The sequence below is a fragment of the Ignavibacteria bacterium genome, from assembly GCA_016873845.1.
GTDB lineage: Bacteria > Bacteroidota > Ignavibacteria > Ch128b > Ch128b > JAHJVF01.
In genome coordinates, this window is record VGVX01000028.1 from 1 (window position 1) to 14,687 (window position 14,687).

Here is a 14,687-nt window from a genome sequence, read left to right on the forward strand (position 1 = left end):
TTTTTTTTCTTTAAGCCTATAGCAACGGGATTCACAATTGGTTCAGGAGGAAATGGCGGAACGTTTGCACCGAGCTTGTTTACCGGTGCAATGCTTGGCGGCTCTTTTGGACAAATCGCGAATTATCTCTTTCCTGAAATTAGTGCACCAGCAGGCGCTTATGCATTAGTTGGGATGGCTGCTGTGGTTGCTGGTGTAGTTCACGCCCCAATAACTGCATTAATAATGGTTTTTGAGATGACTAACAATTACACCGTCATATTACCCTTGATGCTCTCAATTATCGTCTCATTGGCTGTATCGAAGTCAATTTCAAGAGGTTCGTTGTATACAATTAAATTTGAACGTGAGGGAAAAATTCTCGATATCTTCGGAAGAAAAATACGGATTCTTAAAAATATAAAAGTCCTCGAGTTGATTGAAAAGGATATCGATGTAGTTTACGACTATTACAACTTCAACCAAATTATAGAGGTCTTCAAAAAATCTAAGTTGAATTCTATTTTAGTTAAGAATAGCGGAGGAAAATTAATTGGGCAAATATTTTTTCAAGATATTAGAGATGTCATTCTTGAGGAAGAAACAAGGGATATTACGAACTTTATTATTGCAAGGGATTTTATGACTACCATTGCTGCAATTGCTACACCAAATCAAAACTGCGAAGAGGCACTTGGTATGATGGAAAATAATGACCTTGATGGTTTGCCTGTAATATCTGAACAGAGTGATGAATTAATTGGGATTATCCTGAAAGATGCAATACTCAGTAGATATCAAAAAGAAATTCTTATTCAGCCGAGCGAACCGACGTTGCCAGTTGATTAACTATTTAGTTGAATTTGAAATCAACTAATTTCACATAATCTCCAAAAAGAGAAAATATGATTTTTACGTCACCAGCTTTTTTGGTCCCGGATAAAATTCCTTTAACCTCTACTAAGCCAAGAAATGGTTTTTTATCCCCGAATATATTATCGTAAGAAAAATTGTTTTGAATGTGGGCAGCAGCTGAATTGGGATCAAGATTGATTTCGCAGCTACTTCCAAATACTTTTTCAATTTTTGTAGCATACCAACTGGGTAAAAGCTGGCTGCTCAAATCTCGTGTGATTCTTAGGTCCACATATCTCAAAGCTTCATCAAGATTTTTTCGCTGACATTGATCTAGAAAAGTATTGACTATCCGTTCGTTATTCTCTGAGTTCGATTTATGAAAATCTAAAACAAGTTTAAATAAGACTTCAAACTTTTTAGACTTTTCGCTCGAATCTATTTTGGCGTTTGATTCAATTTCTTTTATCAATTTTATTATTTTATCGTTATCAAGCCTCGCGAAAGCTGGCAATCCAGAGTAAGATTCATACCTCTCGTCATATTTGAACTTTTTAGTCGAGACTGGGATCACCCTCGGAAAAACACTTTTATACGGAACGAACGTCAGACAAAGAATATTATTACGAGTATAAAGACCCACAAAGACTTGATAAGTCATATACGAAGTGTACATGATTTTTTGGTTGGCTCCGAAAGGTTTTTCTTTTGTCATGTACTTAAAATTTTGATCCATTGACTCTGAAAGCATTTCAATTAGAACATCTGTTGCTGCAACTGCATTAGATTCTGTTTCAAATTGATAATACACGATGCTGAAAGTAACATTATTTATCTGTTCATTAAAAACATGCGTCAAGCTTTTCTGAAAATTTAGTTTTTTCAGTTTTTCAAGATATTCTGTTATCACCTTAACTTTTTTCGATGGAGTTGAGGAAAGCGTGAGATCGCTGAGTCTTTGAAATGAATTTGCTTCAATCTTCTGACTTAATTTGACATGAATTGGTTCGCCTGCAAAATCTTCTTCATTAGGCATTATTGAACTTAAGTTAAAAGACGTATCAGGTAAATCATTTTTTTCAGTGCATGAAATAAACAGGCACAAAACAGAAACCAGAATGATTAACAAAGATCTGGGCATTTAATTCCTATTTTTGAAGCAAGATAAAAAAACTGACCCACGTTTTAAACCTAAAATGGAAAAATGTGGTGTGATTAACTGTGTGTAAGATCTTTACTTATGTATTTGTAAAGAACTTTAGAGATGGTTTCCATAGTAAAAGGCTTGTGAATTATTGAAGAGAATCCACAAGCGAGTAATCTTTCTCTGCTTCCATTGACCGGACCATCCGCAATTGCGATTATTGGTAAATCAATTAAGTTCAAATCCATTCGTATAGATTCAACAATCTTTTCATAACCAATATTACCATGGTAATTTAAATTCATAAACAGTGCATCTATGTTTTTATCCTTGATAAATTGAAATATGCTGGTGGCTTCCGGTAGAACGTAATAATCAACTCCAAGTTTGTTCATGATAATTTCCAATGTAAAAGCACTCTCTTTTTTTGAATCAACAATCAAAACAGATGGTTTTAGAACTGAATTTTTGCTAACAACTTCTGCTGAACCATTATCTTGAAACTTAGATAGAAATTCTGATTTAACCTTGGGCAAAATAATCGTAAATGTTGATCCAACATTTACTTCACTTTGAACTTCAATCCGTCCATTCATCATCTCCAAAAACTTTTTAGCTATTGCGAGTCCAAGTCCCGCACCTTCATAATTTCTTCCATAACCTTCTTCTGCCTGTCTGAAGAATTTGAATAAAGAATTTTTAAACTCAGGAGCGATGCCTATTCCAGTATCTTTTATAGAAATATGAATTTCATCTTTATAATTTTCTGTGATTAAAGTTATTCCTCCCCGTTGAGTGAATTTAATAGCATTTGAAATAATGTTTCTCAGGGCCTGATAGAATCTCTCTACATCGATTCGAATGAAATTCTCTGGAGCGTTGAATCTTTCGATGATTTGAATTCCTTTCATTTTAGCATCAGCTTCAAATTCAGTTCTCAGTTCCATCAGAATTGTTTCAGCATTTCTAATTTCAAAATTCAATGAAAGATCATTTGATTGAATTCGCGAAATATCAATCATATCACTGATCAAAGTTATCAGGCGCTTACTATTTCTTTGAACCATTTCAAATAGATTGTCCCTTGATGGCAGAATTGCTTTATTTACTGTTAAGTTCAGGATGTCAATTACGCCAAGTATAATATTCAATGGTGTACGTACTTCATGAGAAATCATACTTAGGAAGTTACCTTTTAACTTATCGGATTCTTCCGCTTTTGCTTTTGCATTTCTAAGTTCTAGTTCAATTTTTTTTCTCTCTTCAACATTTCGGCAAATCTGCATTAAATATTCTTTACTATTTATTTCTATATATCTTGCAGAAACTTCAACAAAGAAAGAATCCCCTCGATTATTTATATGAATGGTTTCGTAAACATAACCATTTTCGGTGCGGATCTTTTTCAGAACTTCTTGAACTCTCGATCTTACTTCCATAGCGTGAATTGAAATTAGGGGTAGTTTCTCGAGTTCTATTTGACTGAATCCATACATCTCAAACGCTTTATCGTTTGCTTCAACAATTTTTAAATTGTCGTCTATCAAGATGATTGCATCGTTAGCAAGTTTACTTAGCGTTTCATACTTTTGAGAGAGAACAGCTTTATCTAACTGCAGTTCTAGTTCTTTTTGAAGCTGTTCAATTTTCTCTTTTCTCCAAATTGTTCCGAAAATAATTCCAAAGAGAACGAGCGCTAAAACAACAGAGCCGGCGGAAATGTAAAATACTTTATTTGTTTCGGTCAGAATTTCTCTTTTATCTACTTTTACCACAAGGTACCAATCTAAACTAGGCAAATAGGAAATGTATGCAATCACTTTTTCCCCGCGATAATCAATCCCTTCGATGGTTCCTTTTTCATAATGTGCGATACGCTTTCCAGGGATTTCTTCTGCACCGACTTTGGTATTTAATCTTAGAGCAAAGTTAGGAACATATTTCACGTCATTAATGTAAGTTAATTCGTCTTTTTTCTTTTTGAGAAGAATAGATTCATAAGAACTTCGTGCAATATTATTTTTATTGAGTTCTCTAAAAAGTCCTTCTCTCAGGTTGATTATGAGTATAAGATACCCGGCAATTATTTTAGATTTTGCTGAGTGATCATCAATAGCGATAACTAATTCTTGATACGGTGTATTTGTTTCAGTATGCAATTGCGGCTCAGATAGATAAACGAAATCACTCAGAGTATTCTTTTTAATTGCCGCTATTGTATTTTCAGTTGGCTGAAAACGATATCCATTAATTTTCAGTAATGTCTTTAGATTAACATCCGTAACAAAACCGGTAAGAACTTTTTTATTTCTTGTTTGTGATTTGAGAAAATCTGAGATGTTCAAATGTAAAATGTGATTCGATGGATTTTTTAGATACTCAGAAAATAAGTTCGAAATAATTTTTGATGAATGAAATTGCCTTCCTTGTTCAATGATTTCTTCATGCCATTTTAAAACAACACCCTCTTCTGAAGCCGAGAATGTTTCAAGATTATCAACTTCCGAACTGATAATCTTTTGAGTCTCGACGCTGTAAATTGTGTATCCCAAAAACAGCAATGCACAAATCAGAATCAGAAACAGAAAGAAATTTCTATGTGTATTAATGAGATTTTTGTTCATTAGTTCTAAAAATACTCTAGTAACTTGAATATATTATCGGAACATGAGGGGGAAAATTTAGAATAAATGTTCAGACTTGAGAAGTAATTTATTCTGGATTTGTAGTTTAGAACTCAAAAATCGCAATGGATGGAATACCATTTTCACTGAGCCATTAGATGAGAGTTAAAATGGTGTCAGTAATTACGCGGTTTGTTCTAAACCTTCTCGCAAGAATTTGAAAAGCATTTCAGTTAGTTGTTCAACTGTAAATGGTTTCGAAATATAATCATCGAATCCAACTGAAATAAAATGGTCTCGATCACCTAACATCGCATGTGCGGTCATTGCAATAATAGGAATATGTTCATATGCTTTATTGCTTCTGATCACCTTGAATGCTTCCTCTCCATTCATGCCAGTGATTAGACTAATGTCCATCAAAATTAAATCAAACTTATACTGTTTTAAATAATCAAATGCTTCATTAGCTCCAGGTACAGAATAATATCGAATTCCTAACTTGTGCAATATGACTTCTACAAAGTAGCTGTTATCTTGGTTATCTTCGACGATAAGCACTGTGGGCTCTGCAGAGGCAATTTTTTCTTTTTCAGCGAGTTCAAGTTCTTTTACTTCTTCTTCTATTGCGGTTGATTCATCAACAATTGGGAAAGTAATTGTGAATGTAGAACCTTTTCCGACTTCACTGTCAACTTTCATATCTCCGTTCATAAGTTTTACAAGCTTATAAGAAATTGCTAATCCCAAGCCTGCGCCTTCATAGTTGCGGTTGTAACCTTCATCTGCTTGCCGGAAAAATTCGAATAGATGTGGACGAAATTCAGGGGGAATACCTATCCCTGTATCTTTAACAAAAATATGGACGTTGCTGCCTGCAGTTTTCGCTGAAACAGTTATTTTACCTTTTAATGTGAATTTAATTGCATTTGTTAATAGATTGGATAAGACCTGCTGGAATCTAGTATCGTCTACACGAACGAATACATCTTCAATTTTATTGATGTCATCAACGAGCTTAAGACCTTTTGCCTGAGCAGAGAGTTCAAATTCAGATGTAATATTAGCAAGTAACTTATGGAGGCTTTGATTTGAAAGTGTCAGCTTCATCTCATTGGATTCAATTCTCGAAACATCAATAATGTCGTTAATCAATGTCATTAATCTCTTACTGTTTCGATTGATCATATCGAAGAAATGATCTTTTTCTGGAAAAGCCTCTTTGTTGACAGCATTTTTTATAATGTCAAGAAAACCTAATATAACATTCAGCGGAGTTCTCACTTCATGTGACATCATGCTAAGGAAATTACTTTTTATTCTGTCGGACTCTTCCGCTTTGAAGCGAGCACGTTTAACTTCTTCTTCACCCTTGATTCTTTCTGAGACATCTTTCTTTACAGCAACGAAGGAAATTATTGCATTCTTCTCATTCCTAATGGGAGAAATAATCATCTCCTCCGTATAGAGTTGTTTATTTTTTTTCTTATTAACAAGAATACCATGCCATGAATTGCCAGCAAGGATCGTTTCCCATAGGTCTTTATAAAACTCGGGTGACTGTTGATCCGATTTAAGAATTGCAGGAGTTTTACCTATAACCTCTTCAGCTGAATAACCAGTAACTTTTTCAAAAGCCGGATTTGCATATTCAATAACACCTTTAGTATCTGTAATCAACATCATTTCTGCAGTATTTTGAAATGCATTGGTGAGTTTTTTCATCATTTCAAGAGATTTTCTCTTTTCAGTCACATCCCTGATTATTGTTTGAATAAAGGTCTCCCCTTTTATTGTTACAGTATTCAAGCTTACTTCTGAATCGAAATGGCCGGAGTGTTTTCGATTGAATTGCCAGTCAAATAGGACAGATTGACCACGCATTGTTTTTTGAAGTTTCTCTGGAAAAGATTCGCGAGAATTTACTCCATCTGGTTGTGTTGGAACTGATAAATCAATAATTTTTTTATTGATAACAGTATCTTTTTTCAGATTGAATAATTCTAATGCTTTATTATTGCAATCAATAATCTCGTCCTTACGTAAAATTAATATAGCATCGTGAGCCTGCTCAAATAATGAATGAAATTTCTTTTCAGATTCTTTTAATTCGTTTTCAACTCTCTTTCGATCTTCAATATTTCTGTAAATTCCAACAAAGAAAATCTCACCATCAATCGCAATGATCTTTGCGGAAATTTCTACATGGAATCTGGTACCATTTTTATGCTGATGCACGGTTTCATAAACTAATCCGCCGCTGCGTTTTATGCTTTCCATTACTGCGGGGAGTTCATCTCGCACTTCAGGGCTGCGTAAAAGCATTACAGGCATATTCTTTAACTCTTGATGAGTGTAACCATACATTTCAACTGCTTTATCATTAGCTTCAGCAATTTGTCCATTTTTGTTGATTAGAAGAAAAGCGTCGTTGGCATACTTACTTACAATCTGGTATTTTTGTGATAGCATTGCTTGAGTTCTTTGAACCTCAAGATCTTTTTTCAGAGTCTCAATTCCTTCTCTTTTCCATAAAACTCCAAGGATAATTATGATAAGAAATAAAATCAGTACAATACTGCCAGAAAGTAAATACAAAATCTTATTAGCATTCGCCAGGATTTCTATTTTGTCTACTTTGACTACTAAATACCAGTTCATTTGCGGGATAAAGGTAGTATATGCTAAAACTTTTTCACCCCTATAATCCAATCCCTCATATACTCCTTTTTGTGCAGTTGATATCCTTTTGCCGGGAATTTGTTCAACTCCAATTTTGGCTTTCAACCTTAGAACAGAATTTTGAACATATCGCAAATCGTTTAGATAAACAATCTCATCACCATCAATTCCAATTATCATAGATTCTGATGTACTTTTTTGTTTTACCCACGTGTTAAGCAGTTTAAATAAATCCTCTCTCGGATTTATCAAAAAGACTACATAACCGATCGGTCGAGAATAGGTTTCATCTGAAGGAAAAATACCAATTACAAATTCAAGATATGGAACAAAATATTCAGTTTTTTCGTCATACAGCAAATCCATTTCAGAGATGTGTGAAGGAGTTTCACTGTCGATCTTATATAAATCATTCTTGGTTTTTGGTCGTAGAGAATATTTTAATGTTCCGAGATTATAAATCTTTTCGCCAGTACTATCGCAAACAAATGCTCCGACAAAATGCTTTTCATTGACTTCTAATCTTAGAAACTCAGCCGCATATTGCTGATTTGAAGCATTGTCGGGATCCTGAACAAGTGAAATAAAAGTTTTTCTGAAAAGAGTTGATGATTTATATAATACAGCTTTTTCTTTAAAGTCATTATACCAATTAATAACGTTGTTCTCCTCAGTCATGGCAACTGAACTGAGGTTCTTAATCTCTTCATCAACTATTCTGTTGCTTTCAAAATAATAGAGAAAGTACTCTAAACCTAAAATAACTAAGGTGAATATGATGAAAATAATTAGAAGTGTATTTTTCGGTGTCGGTTCTGTTTGTTTTTTGCTCATGCTTTCTGAATTGCAAGTAATATTATTATCGGTTCAAAGATAACAAAGTTTAACATGTTATAAAGTTAGATAACTTTTCAATGAATCGAAATAGAAAAAGTAAAATTGGTACCAACCCCCTTAGTACTCTCAACAGTAATACTTCCGTTCATTAATTCTAAGAATCTTTTTGTTAAAGCCAATCCTAAACCATTCCCTTCAAAAGGTCGTGAGTATCCAATCTTTTCTTGACTAAAAGGTTCAAATATATGATCTAAATATTCCGGTGATATTCCGATACCAGTGTCTTTAATAGAACAGAACAGAATTGTGTTTGAAACATTAGCTTTTGTTTCGATTGAGATGCTGCCTCTAATTGTAAATTTGATCGCGTTTTCGATTAAATTAAGAAGTACATTATTTAGAGCAGTTTCATCCGCAAGAACTTCTATCGTGTTCTTTTCGAAAGAAGTAAGAATTTCAAGTTTCTTTTTTTCAATTTCTTTTTGCTTAGACTTAATTATACCTGATATACTTTCAACGATATTTATTGGTTTAAGTGCAACTGGATAACTACCTGAATCAATTTGTGAAATCTCCATTATCTGCGTAAGGGTTTTATGAAGTCTTCCAATACCTCGCTTAAATGTACCGAGTAATTCAATATCCGCATCGGATAAATTTTCTTTTGCAAATTCAGTTATTAGTTCACTAAATCCAATAATGGAATTCAGTGGCGTTCGAATCTCATGCGATAAATTCGCTAAGAAAGTATTTTTTAGTCTGTTTGCTTCATCTGCTCTGTCAATTGCTATTTTAACTTCTTCTCGGGCAAGTTTTATATCGCTAATGTCTGTATGAATCAGAGCGACTTTTTCAATATTTCCAAGTGAATCGAAAATTGGCAGTATTAATGTCTCCAGCCAAATCTGATAACCGCGTCCTTTCTCCATTAATTGATCAAAATACCCATTTGTGTAAACTGGATTATTTGCATCAAATGCATCTTGAATAAGTTTCAATTTCCCAGAAGATTCTAAAAGTTTATCTTTAAATACATTGTAATCCTTCAAATCCTCTTTTTTGATTCCCCATAGGTCAATGAACTGATCATTGTGATAAAAAATAGTCCCACTTTTATTAAAAATAATAAATCCGAAAGGAGAATGATTCAATAACCTCTGAAATAAAATTTTTCTGTCTATTACTTCATCAAGGATAAGTAATTTATTACCATCCTTCAGGTGAAAGATTTTTCCAGGGAGAGGTGTTTGGTCAATTGAATTTAAAGGTGAGAAAATAACTAAATCTTCATTCTCATCTCTTTGGATATCAAAAAGTGAAGTAAGATTCCGGGAGAGAAGGTTTACTTTAGCTTCAAAGAAATAATCTGCGGCAAATTCATTCAAATCTATGATGTTGTTCTCTTTATCAATTAAAAAAACCAAATCATTTGATGAATTAAAAAAATCAGAGAAGTTTTTAACAATATCGAGTTCAGCTGCTTTCATATCTGGCAAAGTTATCAAAGACTCTTTCTGCAAAGTTATTATCTTTTTCGATAATTAACCAACACTAAACTTGAGCAACAAAAAGGATTTTAATTTACTGGCAGGGAAAAATAAATCGTAGCCCCACGACCATTTTCTGAAATACAAGAAATCTTTCCATTATGATTATCGATTATCTTTTTTGCCATGATCAATCCATATCCCTTACCATTTACTTTTTTATGGACTTTTGGAGTGAAGATATCTTTTGCCAAATCGTGGGATATCCCAGGGCCATTATCATGAATCTTTATAACGATTTGACTGAATTCCTCATCATTAAGTGTGGAAATTTTAATTGTGGCATCATCACGTTTTTCAATCGAGTTATTTAATAAATTTACAAGGACCTGTTCAATTTGTTCGGCATCATACCCGACCAATGGGACTTTCTCTAAATTCAAAATAAAATCAGCTTTTTTAAATTTATTCAATTGCTTAACATTTTGAATAACAGATCGAACCGTAATGTTTAAATCACGCAATTCTTTTTTTGATTCTAATCTCGTACTTGAAATTAATGTTTGCGAGAATCGTTGAATCTTTCTCACGCTTTCCGTTGCAACATAAACCTTTTGAACAAGTTCCTGTAAATCATCCGGGTGCATAGGTACATCAGAAGGAATCTTCTGAAGTTTTCTTAAGATACTATCGTTCTCAAGCAATGCTAAATGAACTAAATTCTGAACTTCGTATCCTATTTCAGTATTCAATTCTTTCTTAAGAACAATTCTTTCCGATTTTATGAGACGTTCGTGAAGTGATTGCACTTCATTGAAGGCTCCATTTAATTCTTCATAAAGTTTTGCATTCCTGATTGCAATTGCAGCATGTCCAGCTAAAATTTCAAATACTTTTATTACTTCCTCTTTATTAATTGCCTGTAATTTCTTGCTGTCAACGTAAATTACACCTATTTTTTCATTGTTAGCAATCAACGGAGTGCACAAAACAGTTTGAAGTTCAAGGTTCAAAATACTTTGTCTGGAGTGAAAACTTTGATCACTGAGAGCATTTTCAACACAAATTGATTCACCATATTTGAATGAATCATTCACAACGCTTCGGCTGATTTCAAATGCTGATTCTGGAACAGCTTCCCCTTCGATATTTAAGCCGATCCTGTAAATTAGATCGTTGTTATCATCAAGCAATAATAGGAATCCCCGTTCAGCTTTCGCAATTTTAACCGCATTCATCATAACAAGATTTAGAACGTCATTCAATACAAGAGAATGATTTATTCTCTTAAGTATATTGAGAATCATCTCAATATTTTCAAGTTTGAAGTCTCTCTCCGAATCTATTCTGATTCGAGGAGCATTCATCTTTTGCATCGATATGAAATCGTTGTATTTCATGTTATAATTTTGTTAAACAATTTTTTTTACAATCTTTCTAAAATCAATTCAACTTTTGCAGAGTCTTCTTTAGCGCCGATTAGAGCGAAGAACTTCTTAGCCAATTTCAGATATTTGATCGCCAAATCAGACTTTTTCCACTTACGATACAAAAGTCCTATTTCATAAGATGTTTCTGCATAATTAAGAATGTTTTCGTTTTCCTCATTGATTCGCAGACTCGTCAGGAAATATGATTCTGCAATTTCAAGATTGGAGGTGTCTCGCTGAATAATCCCTTTAACTTTATAGGTATCAGCCAAACTTAATCTGTCCATGATCTTGTAAAAAATCTGCATAGCTTTATTACAAAATTCCATAGCGAGTGTATAGTCTTCCATTTTAGCATAAATATCTCCCTTTGCAAGATACGACAACCCGATTGTGGGTAAATATTTTGCCGCGAAAGAATACTCCATACTTCTATCGAATTCGGTAATAGCTGAATCAAGTTCACCGCGATTCTTGAATAACATTCCCATATTATGACGAATTTCTGCTAATCTCTTCATGTCACTCAATTTTTCAAAAGCTGTTAAAGATCTTTTGAAATGAGTGAATGCTACATCCCAGCTTCCTTGAATAGTCTGAAGGATACCAAGATTCATTTCGACTGTACCGATCCAAATTGAATCTTTGGTTTTTGTGAAGACTTTGAGTGCATCTTCATAGTGTTTTTTAGCGAGTTTTATTTTTCCTCTTTCGGCATAGATGCTGCCATAAAGATTTGAAACCCTTGCTAAACCTTTTTTGTCCTTCTTTTCGGAGAAAATTTTCTTTGCTTTCGTCAGGTCAGATTCGGCATGTTTCCAATTAGCTTGTCTGGAAAATACTTCAGCTCTTTTCAAATACGACTGAGCTGTAAGCAATGCAAACTTCGCTGATTTGCCGCTTTCGAAAAGTAGAATATCGAAAACTTCTTTGGCGAAAACCATTTCCCCGGCGCTAATGCATATTTCCCCAACCTCTTCAAGGTAACTAAGATAATCAATTTCGCGCAGATGCTTCTCTGCATAGCTTATGAGATTATCAAAATAGGTGAGAACTCTAACTTGTGGAGTTTGATCTATAACATCAAAATTGATCTTATTACTTTTATTAACTAATTCATTCTCATACTTTTCGGCATGACTTAATATTTCTCTAAGCTCCTCAATTGCTTCTTCCCCGCAATACCTCATTGATATTTCGAAGATCGCTTCTATAAAATTTATAGTTTTGGTCATAACGCTTAAAGCTCTTTCTTTAAGTGATTAATATGTTAATTACCGAATGCATATCTTGAGAAATGGTTAACCCAAGTAGATATAGTTGTGTTTGTTTTATCGTACTTAGATGGATTATTTACTTTTTCCCATTTTCCTTTATTTGCATTCCAGTAATATATTTTTAAGCTGGAAAATTCACCTTGAGAAAGATTATATCTTGAGAAATCAAGTGTGATATAAACACTTGAATTAAACGACATTGATGGACCGAAGTCAACATATGAAAAACTTCCTCCATCATAAGCATTAACAGAAAAAGTAGTAGCCGTTGAAAATGAACCCGCAGGAATCAAAACTATATTCCCAAAAGTTTCAGCTCCGCCAACTGTACCACCAACTGCAGGATATAGTGTAGCTTCAGCATAACCCGTCGAACTTGGTGTGGCTCCCTTCAGAGAAGAACTTTCAAACTTAAGGAATTTTATTCCTGGGGGAGGAGTGTTTATATCTTGAATTGAGAAGTTATCAACCGGAGCGTTAGGGGATAACGCTTCTTGACAACCGACAACAGCAAATGTGCTAACAACGAGCACGAGCAAGAAATGTTTTCGATGTGTTTTCATTATACTCTCCTGAAGTATTTTGTTATTAATTAAATATGTACCTATCAATATGTAGTTATTACCACAATTGCTGTGCCATACATTTTCTAAAATAAACTACCATTTTTTGTTATGTTTTAGCCCATTAGTGGCTAATATTGGGCAAAAGGCTAATTATTGATTTGATTGACTTAGTAGCTCTATTAAAATGTATCGAACACAAAAATTGACTAGATAATTAAGTCCAATCAGGAACTAAAAGACTTCATAATGAGCTTGTTTCAGAGTAATATGACTAAAACTGAACTTTTTTTATGTTTTTTTATTAACCGAATACTCACCCTTCACATTCATATTCAAAGTTGTCTTAGACATACGTGATAACTGCTTAAAATGGAAAGGATTAAATGCAGGAAGAATTAAATGGAGTAAAAGTTTTTTACAGAAGTTTATTTCTTTTTAAGAATTCTATCAAGTTTGGGACGAGAAACACCAAGAATTTTTGCCGCTTCAGTTTTATTTCCATCAACACTTTTAAGAACTTCTTTTGCTAACGCAAATTCAAGACTAGCTAATTTAGCTTCTTCCAATTTGATTTTAAGATTAAAAGTTGACTTTTTTTCCAAATTAGAACCAGATTTTTTGTGCGTGAAAACAAGATCACTCCCATCAATCGAAGTGTTATTGGAAAGAAGAACAGCTCTTTCGATTACATGTGCCAATTCCCTCACATTTCCGGGCCACTTATATTCTTTGAGTTTGCGTTTAGCTCGCCTGGTCAATCCCTCAACCTTTTTAGTATACTTAAAGTTATTTTCTTGAATGAATTTTTCCGCTAATAAAATTATATCTTCATCGCGTTCTCTTAGAGGAGGAATTTCAATGGTAACAACTTTCAGCCGGTGATAGAGATCAAGTCTAAATTTCCCTTGCTGCACTAATTCTTCTAAGTTTCTGTGCGTTGCAGCAATTATTCTTCCTTGGATTTGGATATCCTTTAATCCGCCAATTCTCCGAATAGCTTTATTCTCTATCGCTCTTAGAATTTTAACTTGTGTTGCGTGATTAAGGTCTCCGATCTCATCAAGAAAAATAGTTCCACTTGCGGCAATCTCGAATAAACCAGGCTTGTCAGTCCTTGCATCGGTGAAACTCCCCTTCATGTGACCGAAGAGTTCTGATTCCAGAAGAGTTTCTGGAATTGCTGAACAGACTATATCGATAAAAGGATCGCGGCCCCTATCACTATTGAAGTGAATTGTTCTTGCAAAAAGTTCTTTACCGGTTCCAGTTTCGCCTGTAACCAAAACACTTACGTCAGAATTTTTAGAAAGCGTTTTACAGAGTTCTAATGCTTCTTGCAGCACTTTTGAATTACCAACGATTGCAGAGAAATCATATTTTCTTTTTTCTTTATGTTTTAAGAAATCAGAATTATATTCTGTTTGTTTCTGGATAACAAGTTCAGAGACGTATTTTCTAAGAATAAATTGATCGTCAGGCATGAAAAAAACATGATTATGCCCAAATCTAATCAATTCGGCCGTTTCAATTGCATGATGCTTCGAGGTAACAATGATAACATTATCATTGTTAAATTCATGCGATTGCTTGGTTATACAATTATATACATCCTTAGAAAAATCAATAAGATTGAAAATGAAAATCCCGCGTTTTGTATCATTAAATGAAAAGTTTATTTCATCGGGGGGGAAACTTTTAATTAACGCACTTGGAATTGTCTCAAAGAGCCAGTTGAAATTATTTTCAGCTCCTTGATTTTCGATAACTTTGATAAAAATGGATTTTGAAATACTCTCCGTCATTTCC

9 protein-coding genes are annotated in these 14,687 nt (G+C 33.8%); 1 reads left to right on the forward strand and 8 read right to left on the reverse strand.

The window, feature by feature from the left end; translation table 11 throughout:
* Positions 1-828 (forward strand): CBS domain-containing protein (locus tag FJ213_06995; GenBank protein MBM4175903.1); only part of this gene is annotated, 828 nt, incomplete at its 5' end.
* A gap of 4 nt (positions 829-832) precedes the next feature.
* Here the strand turns inward: FJ213_06995 and FJ213_07000 are convergent.
* From FJ213_07000 to FJ213_07035, 8 genes are all read right to left on the reverse strand, one after another.
* On the reverse strand, positions 833-1,870 hold the full coding sequence (locus FJ213_07000) for a hypothetical protein (protein ID MBM4175904.1): 1,038 nt from the start codon (positions 1,868-1,870) through the stop codon (positions 833-835).
* A 179-nt stretch (positions 1,871-2,049) separates the two neighbouring features.
* Positions 2,050-4,602: a PAS domain S-box protein gene (locus tag FJ213_07005; protein ID MBM4175905.1), complete on the reverse strand. Its 2,553-nt coding sequence runs from the start codon at positions 4,600-4,602 to the stop codon at positions 2,050-2,052.
* A gap of 183 nt (positions 4,603-4,785) precedes the next feature.
* Positions 4,786-8,118: a PAS domain S-box protein gene (locus FJ213_07010; GenBank protein ID MBM4175906.1), complete on the reverse strand. Its 3,333-nt coding sequence runs from the start codon at positions 8,116-8,118 to the stop codon at positions 4,786-4,788.
* A 77-nt stretch (positions 8,119-8,195) separates the two neighbouring features.
* Positions 8,196-9,608, reverse strand: coding sequence for a PAS domain-containing sensor histidine kinase (locus FJ213_07015; protein ID MBM4175907.1), 1,413 nt, complete (start codon positions 9,606-9,608; stop codon positions 8,196-8,198).
* Between the two features lie 89 nt (positions 9,609-9,697).
* Positions 9,698-11,008: a GAF domain-containing sensor histidine kinase gene (locus FJ213_07020; protein MBM4175908.1), complete on the reverse strand. Its 1,311-nt coding sequence runs from the start codon at positions 11,006-11,008 to the stop codon at positions 9,698-9,700.
* Positions 11,009-11,034: 26 nt separating this feature from the next.
* Entirely contained in the window at positions 11,035-12,273 is a 1,239-nt protein-coding gene (locus FJ213_07025) for a tetratricopeptide repeat protein (GenBank protein MBM4175909.1), read from the reverse strand.
* Positions 12,274-12,308: 35 nt separating this feature from the next.
* Complete coding sequence (locus tag FJ213_07030) at positions 12,309-12,878, reverse strand: hypothetical protein (protein ID MBM4175910.1); 570 nt, start codon at positions 12,876-12,878, stop codon at positions 12,309-12,311.
* A 428-nt stretch (positions 12,879-13,306) separates the two neighbouring features.
* Positions 13,307-14,683: a sigma-54-dependent Fis family transcriptional regulator gene (locus tag FJ213_07035; protein ID MBM4175911.1), complete on the reverse strand. Its 1,377-nt coding sequence runs from the start codon at positions 14,681-14,683 to the stop codon at positions 13,307-13,309.
* Positions 14,684-14,687: the final 4 nt, after the last annotated feature.

Coding starts and splice junctions, on each gene's coding strand:
- FJ213_07000 (MBM4175904.1), bottom strand. CDS start 1,870: ATGCCTAATGAAGAAGATTTTGCAGGCGAACCAATTCATGTCAAATTA.
- FJ213_07005 (MBM4175905.1), bottom strand. CDS start 4,602: ATGAACAAAAATCTCATTAATACACATAGAAATTTCTTTCTGTTTCTG.
- FJ213_07010 (MBM4175906.1), bottom strand. CDS start 8,118: ATGAGCAAAAAACAAACAGAACCGACACCGAAAAATACACTTCTAATT.
- FJ213_07015 (MBM4175907.1), bottom strand. CDS start 9,608: ATGAAAGCAGCTGAACTCGATATTGTTAAAAACTTCTCTGATTTTTTT.
- FJ213_07020 (MBM4175908.1), bottom strand. CDS start 11,008: ATGAAATACAACGATTTCATATCGATGCAAAAGATGAATGCTCCTCGA.
- FJ213_07025 (MBM4175909.1), bottom strand. CDS start 12,273: ATGACCAAAACTATAAATTTTATAGAAGCGATCTTCGAAATATCAATG.
- FJ213_07030 (MBM4175910.1), bottom strand. CDS start 12,878: ATGAAAACACATCGAAAACATTTCTTGCTCGTGCTCGTTGTTAGCACA.
- FJ213_07035 (MBM4175911.1), bottom strand. CDS start 14,683: ATGACGGAGAGTATTTCAAAATCCATTTTTATCAAAGTTATCGAAAAT.